The 15,919-nt window shown below is 39.2% G+C and carries 12 protein-coding genes and 2 pseudogenes; 4 read left to right on the forward strand and 10 right to left on the reverse strand.

Features of this window, described 5'->3' with window-relative positions:
• Nucleotides 1-565 precede the first annotated feature (565 nt).
• From ADICYQ_RS14100 to ADICYQ_RS14115, 4 genes are read right to left on the reverse strand one after another with little or no spacing between them, the layout of a single operon-like run.
• Nucleotides 566-1,588 carry an aldo/keto reductase gene (locus tag ADICYQ_RS14100; protein WP_020891574.1) on the reverse strand — a complete coding sequence of 341 codons (1,023 nt, stop codon included), beginning with the start codon at nucleotides 1,586-1,588 and terminating at the stop codon, nucleotides 566-568.
• 11 nt (nucleotides 1,589-1,599) lie between these two features.
• Nucleotides 1,600-3,447: a TonB-dependent receptor gene (locus ADICYQ_RS14105; RefSeq protein WP_040416338.1), complete on the reverse strand. Its 1,848-nt coding sequence runs from the start codon at nucleotides 3,445-3,447 to the stop codon at nucleotides 1,600-1,602.
• Nucleotides 3,437-3,874, reverse strand: a complete 438-nt coding sequence (locus ADICYQ_RS14110) for a phosphoribosyltransferase (protein WP_020891576.1) — start codon at nucleotides 3,872-3,874, stop codon at nucleotides 3,437-3,439. Before ADICYQ_RS14110 ends, ADICYQ_RS14105 begins: the two co-directional genes overlap by 11 nt.
• Before the next feature lie 58 nt (nucleotides 3,875-3,932).
• Nucleotides 3,933-4,463 (reverse strand): hypothetical protein, encoded by a 531-nt coding sequence (locus ADICYQ_RS14115; RefSeq protein WP_020891577.1) that lies wholly within the window; start codon nucleotides 4,461-4,463, stop codon nucleotides 3,933-3,935.
• Nucleotides 4,464-4,915: 452 nt separating this feature from the next.
• Between ADICYQ_RS14115 and ADICYQ_RS26100 the strand changes: the two genes are divergently transcribed.
• The 4 genes from ADICYQ_RS26100 (at nucleotide 4,916) to ADICYQ_RS14135 (ending at nucleotide 10,477) form a co-directional block, all read left to right on the forward strand.
• Nucleotides 4,916-5,302, forward strand: a complete 387-nt coding sequence (locus tag ADICYQ_RS26100) for a hypothetical protein (RefSeq protein WP_146946834.1) — start codon at nucleotides 4,916-4,918, stop codon at nucleotides 5,300-5,302.
• A gap of 118 nt (nucleotides 5,303-5,420) precedes the next feature.
• Complete coding sequence (locus ADICYQ_RS14125) at nucleotides 5,421-7,763, forward strand: TonB-dependent receptor (protein ID WP_020891580.1); 2,343 nt, start codon at nucleotides 5,421-5,423, stop codon at nucleotides 7,761-7,763.
• 117 nt (nucleotides 7,764-7,880) lie between these two features.
• Complete coding sequence (locus tag ADICYQ_RS14130; RefSeq protein ID WP_020891582.1) at nucleotides 7,881-9,134, forward strand: PepSY-associated TM helix domain-containing protein; 1,254 nt, start codon at nucleotides 7,881-7,883, stop codon at nucleotides 9,132-9,134.
• Nucleotides 9,135-9,571: 437 nt separating this feature from the next.
• The gene (locus ADICYQ_RS14135) at nucleotides 9,572-10,477 is read left to right on the forward strand and encodes an NAD(P)/FAD-dependent oxidoreductase (protein ID WP_020891583.1); all 906 of its coding nucleotides are present in this window, start codon (nucleotides 9,572-9,574) and stop codon (nucleotides 10,475-10,477) included.
• Between the two features lie 154 nt (nucleotides 10,478-10,631).
• Here the strand turns inward: ADICYQ_RS14135 and ADICYQ_RS28690 are convergent, their stop codons facing one another.
• The 6 genes and pseudogenes from ADICYQ_RS28690 to ADICYQ_RS28715 all read right to left on the reverse strand — a co-directional run bounded on the left by ADICYQ_RS28690 (nucleotide 10,632) and on the right by ADICYQ_RS28715 (nucleotide 15,905).
• Complete coding sequence (locus tag ADICYQ_RS28690; protein WP_369073256.1) at nucleotides 10,632-11,153, reverse strand: response regulator; 522 nt, start codon at nucleotides 11,151-11,153, stop codon at nucleotides 10,632-10,634.
• A gap of 9 nt (nucleotides 11,154-11,162) precedes the next feature.
• Nucleotides 11,163-11,809, reverse strand: a pseudogene (locus ADICYQ_RS28695) (sensor histidine kinase); the annotation flags it as partial.
• Nucleotides 11,743-12,513, reverse strand: coding sequence for a 7TM-DISM domain-containing protein (locus tag ADICYQ_RS28700; protein WP_316929312.1), 771 nt, complete (start codon nucleotides 12,511-12,513; stop codon nucleotides 11,743-11,745). The gene ADICYQ_RS28700 and the pseudogene ADICYQ_RS28695, both read right to left, overlap by 67 nt.
• A 5-nt stretch (nucleotides 12,514-12,518) precedes the next feature.
• Nucleotides 12,519-13,043: pseudogene (locus ADICYQ_RS28705) on the reverse strand (7TMR-DISMED2 domain-containing protein); the annotation flags it as partial.
• A 434-nt stretch (nucleotides 13,044-13,477) separates the two neighbouring features.
• Complete coding sequence (locus tag ADICYQ_RS28710) at nucleotides 13,478-15,028, reverse strand: response regulator (RefSeq protein ID WP_235114679.1); 1,551 nt, start codon at nucleotides 15,026-15,028, stop codon at nucleotides 13,478-13,480.
• Complete coding sequence (locus ADICYQ_RS28715; protein WP_020891590.1) at nucleotides 14,940-15,905, reverse strand: 7TMR-DISM family protein; 966 nt, start codon at nucleotides 15,903-15,905, stop codon at nucleotides 14,940-14,942. Before ADICYQ_RS28715 ends, ADICYQ_RS28710 begins: the two co-directional genes overlap by 89 nt.
• Nucleotides 15,906-15,919: the final 14 nt, after the last annotated feature.

Genomic DNA, 15,919 nt, shown 5'->3' on the forward strand with positions numbered 1-15,919 from the left:
CTTCGTTGGCTTCTGGTCTATGTCAAAAGGAACCATAATGCTCTGGTTATGTTTCAGGTAGAAGTTAATAAAATAATATGAGCAGTGTCTTCGACAGGCTCAGACACCGGAGTCGAAGACATCGAAATCGAGACATTTTTTCGTTTATGGGATCAGTTCGCAAAACGAAAATCAATATAGGTTGCTGAGCGGAGTCGAAGCAAGCGGAGCCGAAGACTTAGCAATTTTCTATAATTGGCCATTCTTCCATGACCGTTTGATAAAAAGGTGTAATTGCAAATTACAGCTAGAGGGGTAGAAAAGTCGAAAATTCTCGTTAGCTGAACGAAAACCAATTTTGGGTGGCTGAGCCAGTCGAAGCCTGCCAATTAAAATATGTGTCTAATCATAAATCCCCCTTGATCCCCCTTTGAAGAAAAGGGGGAGTTCGAGTTTTACGATTTATGAAAGCGAACTTGATTTTTCATTTCCTCAGCCCATTACAATAATACAAAATCATTATAAAATTCTCGTTTCCGCAACTCCCCCCTTAATCAAGTGAGCGCAGTGCCTGTAACTATAAGAATTAAACCTTATAATACTCCACCGACTTCCCATCAAATCCGGAAACACGGCTTATCAGTTCCTGGCGTTTTTTCTCGTCGAAGGCTTTGAATCTTTTAGCGAAATCAATCTTTTCAGTCAGCATGTCGGCATGGTCTGCACCAGTTACCAATACACTGATGGGAAGGGACCAGGAGAAATAGATGGCTTCTTCAACTGTCAATACATTCGGGACGATGCGTGGTTTGTCGCCACTGTTGAAATGGGTGGTACCTCCAAAAAAGCCACCATTGGCCAGGGTTTTCATGGCACAGGGAGCCATTCCTTTTTCCATTAGTTTTGGCATCACATTGGTAATAAAACTTTTGTAATTCGGGTCAAAGGCATTGATGGGCATTTGGCAGGCTTCCAGTTCATCCGTACTTTCCAACATCCTCAGGTGGGCATTGTAATCCGAATGGCCCGAGAATCCTATATGCTTTACTTTCCCACTTTCCTTAGCCTTCAAGACATAATCCAGGACCCCATTTTTTAACCTGCTGTCCACGTCTCCGGGGCTGGTGACTGCATGAATCAGCCAAAGATCGATATAGTCTGTTTTCATCCGGCTAAGGGTGCCTTCCAGGTGCTCCTGAGCAGTTTTTCCATCTCTTGCCGTTGACTTGCTTTGGATAAAAGCCAGGTCTCTGTATTTGGGCGTAAGAAATTGACCATACCTTCTTTCCCCAGTTCCGCCACCATAGGACTCGGCATTGTCGAAGAACCGAATGCCTCCTTCCAATGCACGTTCTATGGTCTTTTGGGCTTCGCTTTCTTTCATTCTGGCGATATGTGCACCACCAAGCCCCAGCATGGTTACGGATAAGTCAGATTTTCCAAATTTTCGCTTGGGAAGCAAGTCGCCCAGCCTGTCCCGCATATAGGGACTCGGAATGGCTTTTCCTTCTGCATTTATACTGCTTAGGGGCAACATCATTCCCGCCGTTAATCCGGCCAATGATTTTAAAAATGTCCTTCTTTGGTTATTTTGCTTGTTATTTTCCATGATTGTTTGGGTTAAAATTTAAGGTGGATGCCAGTCATGAAATTTACGCCTGGCATTGGGAAGCCATTTTCGAGTTGATAGGCTTCGTCCAAGAGGTTTTTCCCTGAAATATAGGCGCTGATTTTTGGATTTATCTGGTACATGCCTTTGAGATTTAGCAAGGCATAATTTTCATTTTCTGCACTTTCCTGTAGGCTGTTTCGGAGACCACCAATAAGCTGGAAGAAAGGAGAAATAGTGAATTTGTTTATCGAGAAATCCCCCTGAAAGTTCAAGTTATGTGTCGGGGCAAACAGCACATTTTCACTGGCATTCACATAAGCGTAGTTGAGTACGAACTGCCATAATTCTGAAGACCTAAATCGGATTTGGCTTTCAATGCCATTGTTGGAAAAGCTACCCGTATTTCTCCCTATAGGAGGGGTATTGATGGGATTAACTTGTATCAGGTTGTCTCCTTTGGCCAGGAAAGCCATGACCTCAATTTCCAACTTTCGATCCATAAACAAGGCTTGAAAGCCTGCTTCGTGGTTCCATAGCTCTTCCGGTTGTAGCATTTCATTTGAGGTGGGAAATAAGAAAAGATCCACAACGGATGGACTTCTAAAAGCTTTTGAAGAGGAAGCTTTAAAGGTAACATTCTTAGCGGCCTGAAAGGCCAGTCCAAAACCTGGCAGCACTTTTCCTCCATACTGGGAATTCTGTACTTTACGCACACCCGCATTCAAACTCAAACGCTCGCCCAGATCTTGCTGCACTTGAATATACAGGTCTGTTTCATTGATCAGATGCTGCTCTCCCAAACCGGTACGGGCTGGAGGAGGTAGTGTTTCATTAAAAGCCTTCCCACCAAAACGCTTATAGTCTATTCCTACCGTAATCACTTGTTTGGGAAGTAGACTGATATTTTGGAAAAAGGTTAGGCCTTGGTTTTGATCTTTGGAGGAAAATCCTGTCTGAAATTCATGGGTTCCAAAATTATGAAACAGCAGTAATGCCCCGGAAACATTTTCCCAATCATTTGTCAGGGAAACAGCAGCTCTTCCCCTTAAGTATTCCCGTCGGTCTTCTTCCTGTGGTGCATCAGTAGACCCTGGTTGATAATAGATGGCATCAGAAAATTGTACGTCTCCGGAAAGAGCCAGGGAAGGGGAGAAGGTATAGCCCAATTTTAAATAAGCAGAGGTATTGTCGAAACTGTCATCGGCATCGGCTCGAAAACCATTTGTGCTATTTTTGTTTAGGGAGAGCATGGAATGAAATTTGTCTTGCTTATATGCGGCATTAACAGTTCCCTGAAAGGTCCCGAAAGACCCATAGCCCATGTTTGCAGCTCCCTGCCAGCCTTCTTTGGTAGCTTTTCGGGTGATGAGGTTGATGGCGCCGCCCATGGCATTGGAGCCATAGAGTATGGATGCTGCACCGCGTTGAACTTCCACCCGCTCTATATCGGATGCATTGTAGGCATCTGCAATTGGATGGGCAAAAATCCCCATGTATTGAGGTTGACCGTCAATCAATACCAGTACCCTATTATTGGGCGTTCCACTAATACCTCGAATACTGATGTTTCCACCTGATCCGGGACCCACACCATAGCCTGTCAGACTTCTGTCGTTCAGAAAAAAACCGGGTACTTGATAAGCGATAAGTGGCAATATATTAAGTTCACCTGACCGAGCGATAGTTTCCCTTGAAATGGTGGATATTGAAGCGGCTACTTTTCTTTTTTGCCGTTCAATCCTTGTTCCGGTTACCACTGCTTCTTCCAGGGAGATTACCAGGCTGTCGTTTTCCTGCGCCATCAGCGATGTGGTGCAACAAATAAATAGAAGCCCTATAATGCAACTAATTTTCATAGGTGAGGGATTTAGCGGCAGGGTTCCATGGCCAGTGTACACAGGTCTTAATGTCTGGAAAAAGGACAAAATCAGCCTTTCCTTTTAAGACAAAAGTATTGACCTCATAATCCTTCAATGTTTTTTTCAAGAGTGCTACGGTCTTTCCGGAAACAGCTACATCATCCACCAGGAGTATACGACTGCCTTTTGGGAAGGAAGCAGGAAACACATCTAAAAATTCCGGTGATTCTCGAATGGGTTGATTGCTGTCATCTCTATAGTTGACAGCCGCAATAAAAAGGGGGAGATCAAGTTGATGAGCCACCAGGCTGGCAGGAACAATTCCACCTCTGCCTATCCCAACGACGATATCGGTTGTAGGGAAGGCGAACCTGGCCAATGCTTTACTTATCTTAACAAAAGAAACGGGTACTTTTGTATCCATGCTTGTTTGATTTTAGCCACAGGTATTATCTCAGGCCTTTGGGTTTAATAAATGCTTTTTAATCCGCGCCTTCTTGACTTGGGAGGTATTTTAAACTTAAAATATTGATCACCAATAAAATCAAGATACCAGTAGCCGCATTATTTAGTGAAGTGCTGAAAAATTGATAAGGGGCAACTTCAATCAGCGGTATGAAAATCAAAAAAGCGGATGAGATTGTTTTGGCACCCAAATAGGCTAAAGGAGCAGCAAACCATTTTATGGTATTCGGAAGCAGAAGTGCATAAGCCAGAAAGGTAAAAGTGACCAGTTCTATTGTAAGAATCCCCATTAATCCCCATTGAGGATTGCCGGTGATAAGGAAGTTTAATGGTGGTGCCAAAGCGGCTACAATAAGTGCTACAGGAAGGCGGTAAGCTACTAAAGCCACAAATGGAATATAGAACATGGGCAATAAATACGCGCCAACTGGAACACCATTAATAGGAGGGGCAAGGTGCACAAGGATTGGGAATACAATGGCGATAGGCAATACCCAGCCAGCTGTTTTCAATGTAGACCTGTGGTCAGTTTTTAGGGTTATTTGCATGGTTTCTCAGGGATTTAGTACGAGCCATAAATAAGCAACAATTGAATTTGAAGTAATCAAAAGTTACTTTTTTTATTCTGTTGATATATATGTTTTAAATTAATGAATTCTTTTTTATTCTCCAATACTGAAGCATTAATTACTGTATAATTACAATAATACATGTAAAATTAATGGTTGGAATTTAGGTCAGCTTCAGCTAGTGAATGTTGTAGTTCATCAATCCGTATTGGGAGACTGAGTGGTATTTCCTGTGGTTGGGGCCTGAGCCTGTCGAAGGTCGGTGTCTGAGCTTGTCGAAGACAGACAGCAGGATTGCCCATTTTATAATTGCTTTGCCTCTAAGAAAAAAATAACTATCAGACTTAGAGCTAAGTGTGGTGGTAAGACAGGTTAGTCCCTTTTAAAACCAAAGAAAAACCATACTTTTGCAAAAAAAAACAACAACCTACTTGAATAAAGCGGTTTCCATATTGATGATAGCTGTAATGCTGCTTCCTGGTTTTACGAAAATTGGGATTCTGATCGATTTTAAAATCAACCAGGATTTTATAGCGGAAGTATTGTGTATCAATAAGGATGAACCGATGACAATGTGTAATGGTAAATGTTTCCTTTCTGAACAACTTAAAAAGGCTGAAGAAAAGGAAGAGAAACAAGCTCCTGGAAGTAAGGACGATCGGATGAGTATCGTCTATTATCAATCCAAACGACTTTTCAATTTTTTAAGTTTTAACGACAAATACTTCAGTAAATTAAAAGGAGGCTACCAAAATAAATTTTTCAAAGCTTCTTTTGTAACTGATATTTATAAACCACCAAAGCTCAATTTGATTTAATGATTTTGATTGGTTAAGTCCCTTCAGAATGATAAGATCCCTGTTTTTTTCAGGGTGTTTTGGGGACTGCTATGTGTCTTCCCCCTTTTCATTAATTCAAAATTTTTAAAGAATCAAAATGAGTTTTAAAAACATCATGCTGGCATGCTTATGCCTGTTTTCGGTAAATATTTTTGCCCAAACTATAACCGTCAAAGGAAAAATATACGATAGTGAGACCAAGGAGCCTGTAATTGGAGCAATTGTTCAATCGCTTTCTTCCGCTAATACTGGAACCATTTCTACCTTCAGTGGTGAATTTACTTTGTCAGAGATTTCAGCCAATGACTCTTTAAGTATCCAACTTCTTGGTTACATGAGGGTAGTGATACCTGCTTCAGAGCAGGCAATTGTGGCGTTAATACCAAATCCTCAGGATTTACAGTCTGTTGTGGTGACTGCCAATCGCGAAGCTGGGTTAAGGACAGAAAATCCGATTGCCATTTCAAAATTATCTCCGACCTTGATAAATGAAACAAAGGCGACCCAGGTCTTTGAAATCATCAATAAGACACCAGGTGTGATCATGCCTAGCTATAACAATGAGGAGCATGGGATGTCTATCCGTCAGCCAATGGGTACAAGTGCCTATTATTTATACATGGAAGATGGTGTACCATTGAGGCCACTAGGAGTCTTTAATCACAATGCCTTGTTGGAGGTCAATCAGTTTGCTATTAGTAATATAGAAGTGGTAAAAGGCCCTGTTTCTTCTATTTACGGTCCCGAAGCCGTAGGGGGTGCCATTAATTTCATTACGCAAAGACCTACAATTTTGCCTACGGCCAGAATAGGCATTCAGGCCGATAATTGGGGACATCGAAGAATTCAATTTGGTGCAGGTGGTAAAATCAATAAGTTCGGCTTTTATTTAGGTGGACTTAGCAGTAAACAAACCAATTCCTGGTTAGAAAGTTCTGATTATGATAAAACCTCAATAAATGCTCGATTAGAGTATGACTTTACCGATAAAACAAGATTAATCGGAACGTTTATCTATGGTGATTACTATTCCCAAAGCCCGGGAAGGGTAGACAGTGTACAGTTCTTTACCCGAGATTATAAAAGCAGTACTGATTTCACCTATCGGAAATCCAATGCCTACCGTTCCCGTCTGACTTTGGAACACGATTGGAACAATGAGGCCAAATCTTTTATCACGCTTTTTCAACGAAACAATAAACTTGGGCAAAATCCTTCCTATCGTATTCAATGGTTAGCAAGTAACCCTTCAGTTGCCACAGGACAAATAAATTCCAGTGATTTTACCAGCCTTGGAGCCATTGCCCAGCACAGTCAAAAATTTAATTTTCTGGATGCCAAACTAATTGTAGGAAGTACGCTCGATCTTTCCAAAAATGAATTTTGGGCTTATACCATCGATTTAAATGCAATATTAGACCCTACAGGTCAGTATGTTGAAAAATACACCCTTGAACAAGAACGCCCGGATTTACCTATTTCAGACTTCCATGGAGACATCACGAATTTCGCGAGTTATTTCCAGTATGACCTTCAGCCCTTAGAAAAGTTGCGTCTTTCCCTGGGTGGCCGGTATGACCTAATGCGTTTCGATTATGTCAACGTTATTAATGCTACTTCGGGAGACATTACCTATAAAAGATTCACGCCTAAAGTTGGAGCCACTTATGACTTAGGCAATGACAAGGGTCTGTATGCAAATTATTCTCAAGGGTTTTCACCTCCATCATTAACGGCGATCTTTAGACCAGTGCCCAATACCACTCCCGTTGAATTTTACACCAACTTAAACCCTGCCTACTTCAATAGCTATGAAGTTGGAGGTTGGGCAGCCTTTCTGGAAAGTAAAGTATATGTAGACATTGCCATTTATCAGATGAATGGGAGAAATGAAATTTTAAGTATTCGCCAGCCGAATGGTTCTACAGATTTTCAATCTGCCGGAGAAACACTCCATAGAGGGATTGAATTTGGATTAAGTTCCAAACCCTCTCCTGAATACAAGTTTAGAATTGGGGGGACAACAGCATTGCACCGATTTGAAGATTTTCAGGTAAGTGATATCACTACAGACGAATTACAAAATCTGGGAGGTTATGAAATGCCTTCTGCACCTCGATGGACCTGGAATGCTGAGTTCAGTTATTATCCCAAATGGTTTCCCAATTTCAGGACCTCTTTTGAATGGCAATACCTTGGCAGTTGGTATTTAAATCAGGTCAATACCGTGAAGTATGATGGCTATGATTTATTCAACTTTAGAATGGGCTATCAATGGAAGGGCATGGAAGTATATACGAATGTGTTGAATTTGACCAACAAGCTATACGCCAATTCAGCAAGGTCGGGTAATAATCCAACCGACCGAATTGAGTACAATCCTGGAGCACCACGAATATTTGTATTTGGAGTTCAATACAATTTTGTGGGCAAAAAATAATTTCTGTTTTTCAAATGCTTGTCTTCAAAATGGACAAGCGTTTGTTTTTAAAGCCCAGATAGAAAATGGAAAACCCAATAGATTGTTACACCATCTTTCAGGTGAAAAGACTTCAAAATGAAAAAGACAATTAATCAAAATATATTTCCCTGGATATGGAAATGGCATTTTATAGGAGGCATAATTTCAGCTCCGGTAATCATCATTCTGGCCATTACTGGAATACTATACCTGTTCAGGGATTCCTATGAAGCATCTCAAATTCAAAGGCTTTCCCAGGTAGAAGAAATGGCTGGGGATAAAATGACTTATCAGCAGCAATGGGAACTGGTGAAAAAGGAATGGGAGAAAGTGCCCACAGCAGTTGCTTTGCCTGGATCCGAAAGTGAGGGTACCGAGTTCATTTCAGGGAAATTCTCTCAAAAATCTAGTTTATATATCGATCCTTATGCCAAAAAGGTGAATGGGATAGTTAATGTGAAGGAAACCGACATGCAAAAAGTCCGGAAATTGCACGGAGAACTTTTGTTGGGAAGATATGGAGCGAAGGTGGTAGAGTTGGTGGCTTCTTGGATGGTTGTTTTAATAATAACCGGCCTTTATATTTTTTGGCCTCGCGGCAAAGGAATAAAGGGTTTTGTTACCATACGTACGAACCAAACTAAGCGGATCCTGTACCGGGATATCCATGCCTTGATAGGATTTTGGTTTTCAATTCTACTTATCATTGTTTTGGCAGGTGGCTTACCGTGGACAGATGTGTTTGGCGCAGGGTTCAGGTGGGTGCAAGATAAAACAGAAACCGGTTACCCAGCGACCTGGGAAAGCAATACTGTAAAGTCTATTCCTGATGAAGGCACTATTTCTTTAGATGAAGTAATGGCCAAGGCAAAGGAGCTTTCGCTGGATGGCAGGACCCTTATTGATCTTCCACAAAAGCCAACTGATGTGTTTAGTATTTATAACAGGACCGCCAATTTAAGCTTGATGAAAAAGTACCATTTGGACCAATATTCAGGTGAGGTTTTGGTAAGCCATGGCTGGGCGGATATTGGGATTTTGATCAAAGGAAGGTTATGGGTCATGGCATTTCATCAGGGACAATTTGGATTATGGAATTGGTACTTAATGATATTCGTTGCCGCAGGCCTTCTTGTGCTTAGTGTAGCTGCTATAGTGGCCTATTTTTACAGGAAGCGTCCTGGGAGTTTAAGTGTGCCAGCAGTTCCTGATGGCTTTTCACCAAGTATAGCATTGTTAGTGATTGTTATGCTTTTAGGAGTCACACTACCATTATTTGGGTTGAGTGTGGTGTTGATATTTATACTGAATAAATTGAAAGTCGAAAAAAAAATGTCTATGAATAACTAGTTTAATAAAGATTTTTGTTCTTGTCCACGGGCGCTGACCCGTGGACTACAAAAGTATCACTTCTCCGGAGTTTTTATTACCGTTTGGATTAACGCAATGTAATAATAGAACCTTACTCGGCTGCGGTTCTAGTTATTCATTTGTTATTGTGCCTATAACCTTAGGCTATTTCATTTCCAACTTATTATAATAAGCTTTGTTTCCTGTGATTTGACATTAGAGCGTGGATGGCCAATTCTGTTGTTCCTTTTTTAATGCTATTTTGAATAGGTAAATATTGTTTGTTAATGCAACTATGTTGCATTAATATTTATTTTCACTACTTTTGTTCAAGGCATTAGGCAAAAAGGGGCAGGGAGAAGTTAAAAGGCTTTTGATAGGATAATTATTTCCATGATTTTATGTTTGCCCGGACTGCCATCACAAAATTCAAACATATGAAACCAACAACAGATTTTGAAGTAATCATCATAGGTGGTAGTTATTCAGGACTTTCCGCAGCGATGGCTTTGGGGCGTTCTCTTAGGAATACGTTAATTATAGATGCGGGAAAACCTTGCAACCGTCAAACACCGCATTCCCATAATTTTTTAACGCAGGATGGGAGTACTCCGCAGGAAATCACGGAAATTGCCAGAAAGCAGGTTGCCAAATATGATACGGTGAAATTTTACCATGGAACGGCAATAGGTGGTAAGAAAGTTGAAGGAGGATTTGATATTAAGACGAGTGGAGGAGATATTTTTCATACAAAAAAACTAATACTTGCAACAGGAATAAAAGACCTAATGCCAAGTATAGAAGGTTTTACTGAATGCTGGGGCATATCAGTTGTGCATTGCCCTTATTGTCATGGCTATGAGATAAGAAATAAAAAGACAGCCATAATGGCCAATGGGGACACAGCTATTCACCTTGCTTCTTTGGTCAATAACCTTAGCAAAGACATAACTATACTTACTGAAGGTGAAAAAACATTTGAGGATCAACAGCTTCAAAAATTAAGTAAGCATGGCATTAAAATACTAGAAAAAGAGATTTCAGCAATTGAGCATGAAGCTGGATACATGAAAAACATTCACTTTAAGGATGGAAGCAGAGAGACATTTGAAGCTGCTTATGCCGCCATTCCATTTGAACAAAATGCTATACCTGTTGAATTGGGCTGCAAACTCACAGAGAATGGATACATTGAAGTGGGTCCTATGGGAAAGACTTCCGTAGATGGGGTTTTAGCCTGTGGAGATAACAGTTATATGATGCGTTCAGTGGCCACGGCTGTTTACAGTGGAAATATGGCAGGTGCTGTTATCAATCATGAGCTAACTCAGGAAGGTTTTTAATAGGATAGGAAGACATTTATTGGTGATTTAAATGTTGAATTTCTTCTTCGGAAATCTGCATGTACTTATTATTTCCAGTTGGAATGCATGGCTGACCCAACCCAATATTAAAATGAAGGCCTTAAGGCTTGCCTTGTTTGTTCAAGACCTTCATTTATTTATGTGGCATTTCAGGATTGCCTAAATAAATTGCCTTTTTGATTTTATTGTAAAGTTCTTCTTTATTTATCGGTTTGGTCATGTAATCATCCATGCCCACTTCCAAAACCCTGAACCTGGCCTTTTGTGTTACATCAGCGGTTACGGCGATAATCGGCACCTTGCTCATGGCTGTCCCGGCTGCTCCGGCACGAATGGCCGTTGTGGCCTCGTAACCATCCATGACAGGCATTTGTAGATCCATCAATACCACATCAAAAGGTTGGGCTTTCAACAAGTCGATTGCCTCTTGCCCGTTATTTGCGATCTCAAAACGTGAATTTTTCCAATTGCCTATTAAAATTTTCAATACCATTTGATTGAGTGCATTGTCTTCTACAATCAGTACATTTTTATTTTCCAGGTCAAATACACCTGATTTTGCGTAATCAAACGAATTAGCGCCATTTCCATTTTTTGGAAGGGTTTTGTTTAACTGCAAGCTCACCGTCGTTCCGACGCCTTCTTCGCTTTGCACCGCTATTTTGCCCTGATGCAAATCTACCAAGGCTTTTACTATACACAGTCCCAGCCCTAATCCTCCAAATTTTCGTTTATCATCATTCTGCCCTTGGGCAAAAGATGCAAAAATGCTTTCCAGTTTTTTCTTTTAATTCCAACACCGGTATCTGTCACCTGCACCTTTAACAACACCTGTTCGTCGGGCATCGCAATGGCTTCCACTTTGAAGTCGATTTTACCTTTTAGGGTGAATTTTAAAGCATTTTTGAGTAGGTTTTGAAACAGTTGCTCCATTCTTCTTCTATCCCCAATCAGAAGCTCCGGAAGATTACCCACCTCTTCAAATTCAAATTCAAGCCCCTTGTCCTTAGCTTGTCTTTCAAAAGTAGCAGCAAGTTGGTTAACCATTTTTTTCAAATCAAATGGCATTTCTTCCAACCTTAATTCTCCTTTTTCAATTTTTGAATAATCTAGAACATCATCAATGGCTCCAAGTAAACCCAAGGAAGAATATTGGATTACATCCAGGTTTGAATTGATTGATTCCTCCTTGTTGGTTTCCCGAATAGATTGCGTCAAGCCAATAATGGCATTTAAAGGCGTCCTTAATTCATGACTAATATTGGACAGAAAATAGGATTTGATTTCATTGGATTCTTTGGACTTCTGCAAGGCAATTTCCCGTAGTTTTCCTTTTCTGATTTTAAAAGCCTAATTCGATTAGACATGGCCAATGAGAGGAAAATTATTTCAAAACCTGTACCTATTTTTGAACCGTTTTCTGTAAAAAAGGAATTCGGTATCAAACTGAAATTATTGAAGATCAGAATAAAAAATCCAACAGTAAAACTAAAGATGGCAAATGTGAAAAAGAAATCCAGTTTTTGGCCTTTTACATAACTGAGCAAAACAGTAGTGATCAAAACCATCAACAATAGGAAACTAAGCAAATTTACGGCAGGATAATAGATAGCCTTTCCATTAGAGATAAATACTACACAGATTAAAAGTATCACTAAGGCACTGAGCAGTAGATTTAATACTTTGTTTAATCCTTTGCTCCATTTCTTTACATTGGTATAAATCTGCGCATACCTGCTAAAGGCTATTCCTGAAAGACTGGCAGTAAGCAGAATTGCATTTTTGTTGAGCCAGCCCGATGCTGGATTGATGTATTGAAAGAAATACCCATCCAATGACATGTGAAGCAAGGCCACAGAAACCACATAGACACTGTATAAAAGGAAACTTTTTTCGCCAATCCCAAAATAAAAAACAAGTAAATTGCTCCTGCCAATAGCAAAACCCCGTAAAATATGCCGTGTAAAAATTGGTTTTGATTGGAGCTTATTATCAGACTGTTGGGGGTATGCAATTCTAGTGGTAGGTTGATTACCTCGCCGTCACTTTGGTAATGTATAAATACTTGATATGTTTCGCCAGGATGCAAATCCAGAGGGAAAATAATCTTTCTATGTGGAAAGCTTTTCTCGTCAAAAGGGATTAGATCGCCATTTTTTAAATGCTTAACAGTCCCTTCGGCTGACATTAAATACAAATCCACATGATCAGTGACGGGTCTGCCGGTTTCTAAAAAATAGTGTAGAAGGACTTCAGAGGTATTTTTAATGGAAAACCTCAACCAATATTTACTTTCTGTAAAGCCAAGGTTGGTAGAAGGACCTTTGATTGGCTCAAATTTTAGCTTATTCTCATTGGCTAAAAATTCTTCAAAACTATAATTGCTGTCGCCGACATTTGTGATTTCTGCATATTCATAAAGAGAAATAGAATTGAATTTTTGCTGATCTTGTACTTCAAAAATTTTTAATCCATAAGAAAATGCATTAACAGAATAAAAAAATGCTATTAATAATAAAAAGTAAATTTTCATGAAGTAAATCATTCGAAATCAAAATAAATAAGTTTTAAAATAAGTTAAAATATAACCGATTTCCTATTAAAATGTTTTTATACAATAGGCCTTTCTTACATAAACCATTGATTGATAATGCTTCTTTTTAGCCGGGAATTTTTGTTTTAGACAAGGTTTATAAGTTGGGTAGCTTGTCATGATTGGAACAGCCATAACATTCATTGTGAGTGGTTGCTTAAAGCCACTGAAAAGCGGGTGATTTTTAAGCCTGCGAATTGCAGGTCTTGTAAACCTTTTGATTAAATTCTAAAAGTGAGGGTGGAAAGGCCGCTTTGTCAAAGTTCTGGGAGGGCATTGACAAGGGATACAAGTAAATAACAAAGTGAAGCATGATCCCAAAGTTGCAGCACTTTGTGCAATGTCTTTGGTTTTATTGGTCAAAGCAATTTTTATTGATGTTTAATTTATTGTGAATCTTTTAGGCGGTTATTATGGCTTGCTGAATAAAGTACATTCTTGATCTTATTGTAGAGTTCCTCCTTTTTAACGGGTTTTGTCATATAACCATCCATGCCTATTTCAAATACCTTGTTTCTTGCTTTTTGTGTCACATCTGCTGTTACAGCAATGATTGGTATGTCGCTATTTCTTGATCCACATGCTCCAGCACGGATGGCCTGCGTGGCTTCGTATCCATCCATCACAGGCATCTGTAAATCCATCAACACCACATCAAAAATTTGTTTTTTGAGCATTTCAATGCCTTCTAGCCCATTGTTGGCAAATTCAAAACTTGTATTGGCCCATTTTCTTAGAATTAATTTCAATACGATTTGATTGAGAACATTGTCTTCAACGATAAGTATGTTTTTGTTGTCCAGATCAAGAACCTCTGATTTAGCAAAATCATAAAGCGCCGTTTGTTCTCCGGAATCCTCTGGCAAATTGTAGTTTAATTCAAGCTCAACGGAAGTACCTTTTCCCTCCTCACTTTGAATATTAATTTTACTCTTTTGTAAATCCACCAAGGCTTTAACAATGCAAAGTCCCAAGCCCAAGCCGCCAAATTTCCGCTTGTCATTGCTTTGTCCTTGTGTAAACGAAGCAAAAATACTTTCCAATTGTTTCTTCTTGATACCCACACCTGTGTCCTTCACCTTTACTTTTAGTAAGATTCGGTTTTCACTTTGTGTTTCCGCTTCCACTTCAAGACCGATTTCCCCATGTCGGGTAAATTTTAAAGCGTTTTTCAAAAGGTTTCCGATGAGCTGCTCAGTACTTCTTCTGTCACCTATGATGTACTGGGGAATTAATCCAATTTTTTTAAAGTTGAAACGAAGTCCTTTGTCTACTGCTTGGGTTTCAAAAGAACCGGCGATTTGAGTTATCATTTTCTCTAAATCAAATGGGGTCTCTTGCAGTTTTAATTGACCCTTTTCAATCATAGAATAGTATAAAACATCATCAATGGCTCCAAGTAAACCCAATGACGAATAATGAATTATATCAAGGTCTGAATTTATAGATTTCTCCTTATTCGTATCTTTAATAGATTGGGTCAACCCTATAATGGCGTTTAAAGGAGTCCTAAGTTCATGGCTTATATTTGAAAGAAAATAGGATTTAATTTCATTGGATTCCTCAGATTTCTGCAAGGCTATCTCCTGATGTTTTTCCTTTTCTGATTTCAAAAGCTTTATTCGATTAGACATGGCCAATGAAAGGAAAAATATCTCAAATCCAGTACCGATTTTAGAGCCGTTTTTTGTAAAGAAAGAATTCGGAATCAAACTGAAATCATTAAAGATCAGAATAAAAATACCTACGGTAAAACTGAAAATAGCCAAAGAGAAAAATAAATCGAGTTTTTTTCCTTTTATGTAGTCTAACACTACCGTTGTGATCAAAATCAACAGTCCAAAGAAACTAAGCAGGTTTACCGTGGGATAATAGTATGCCTTTCCATCCGGATAAAAAACAACTAAGAGTAAGAGGACCACTAAAGCACCCAACATAATATTCAGTCCATTGTTCAATACTTTGCTCAACTTTTTTCATATTAGTATAAATCTGAGCATACCTACCAAAGGCCAAGGCTGAAAATATGGCTGTGATCAAGATTGCATTTTTATTGAGCCATCCGGACTCCGGATCAATGTACTGTAAAAAATAGCCATCTAAAGACAAGTGAAGTAGTCCCACGGATAAAACATAGACGCTATATAAGAGGAAACTATTATTACCTATCCCAAAATAGAAAAGCAAGTATATAGCACTTGCCAATAATATAATGCCGTAAAAAACACCATTGAACAATTGGTTTTGGTATGTACTCAATACCATGCTCGTTGGGGTGTGTAGTTCCAGTGGAAGATTGATTACTTCTCCATCACTTATATAATTTATGTAGAGCTTATAAGTTTTGTTTGGCTCCAAATTCAGTGGAAAAATAACCTTTCTATGGGCAAAACTTTTTTCAGAAAAAGGAATAATGTCTCCATTTTTCATTTTTTTGACCGGTTCTCCCTCTGCCAACATGTACAAATCAACAATATCAGTAACAGGTCTTCCCGTTTCTAAATAATACAGTAAAGGAAGCTCAGAAATATTTTTAATCGTAAACCTTAGCCAATACTTACTCTTGGTAAAGCCAAGATTGGTAGATGTGCCTTCGATTGCTTCAAATTTTAGGCTGTTCTCCTTCGCTAAAAACTCCTCAAAAGTATAGTAAGAGTCCCCTACATTTGTGATTTCTGCATTATTATAAAGTGAAACAGAATGGTTGGCATTCTGGTCCTTAGCCTCGAATGGTTTTGTTGTATACGAAAATGCATCACCAAAACAAAAAAATGTAATTAAAACTAAAAAACAGAACTTTATGAGATGATTCATAAGTCAAACAATAA

Origin of the sequence: Cyclobacterium qasimii M12-11B (genome assembly GCF_000427295.1) — a bacterium.
GTDB classification, from domain to species: domain Bacteria; phylum Bacteroidota; class Bacteroidia; order Cytophagales; family Cyclobacteriaceae; genus Cyclobacterium; species Cyclobacterium qasimii.

What these genes read in the sequence shown, in the direction of transcription:
- ADICYQ_RS14100 (WP_020891574.1), bottom strand. Translation starts at nt 1,588, where the DNA reads ATGGAAAATAACAAGCAAAATAACCAAAGAAGGACATTTTTAAAATCA.
- ADICYQ_RS14105 (WP_040416338.1), bottom strand. Translation starts at nt 3,447, where the DNA reads ATGAAAATTAGTTGCATTATAGGGCTTCTATTTATTTGTTGCACCACA.
- ADICYQ_RS14110 (WP_020891576.1), bottom strand. Translation starts at nt 3,874, where the DNA reads ATGGATACAAAAGTACCCGTTTCTTTTGTTAAGATAAGTAAAGCATTG.
- ADICYQ_RS14115 (WP_020891577.1), bottom strand. Translation starts at nt 4,463, where the DNA reads ATGCAAATAACCCTAAAAACTGACCACAGGTCTACATTGAAAACAGCT.
- ADICYQ_RS14125 (WP_020891580.1), top strand. Translation starts at nt 5,421, where the DNA reads ATGAGTTTTAAAAACATCATGCTGGCATGCTTATGCCTGTTTTCGGTA.
- ADICYQ_RS14130 (WP_020891582.1), top strand. Translation starts at nt 7,881, where the DNA reads ATGAAAAAGACAATTAATCAAAATATATTTCCCTGGATATGGAAATGG.
- ADICYQ_RS14135 (WP_020891583.1), top strand. Translation starts at nt 9,572, where the DNA reads ATGAAACCAACAACAGATTTTGAAGTAATCATCATAGGTGGTAGTTAT.
- ADICYQ_RS28710 (WP_235114679.1), bottom strand. Translation starts at nt 15,028, where the DNA reads ATGTTGGGTGCTTTAGTGGTCCTCTTACTCTTAGTTGTTTTTTATCCG.
- ADICYQ_RS28715 (WP_020891590.1), bottom strand. Translation starts at nt 15,905, where the DNA reads ATGAATCATCTCATAAAGTTCTGTTTTTTAGTTTTAATTACATTTTTT.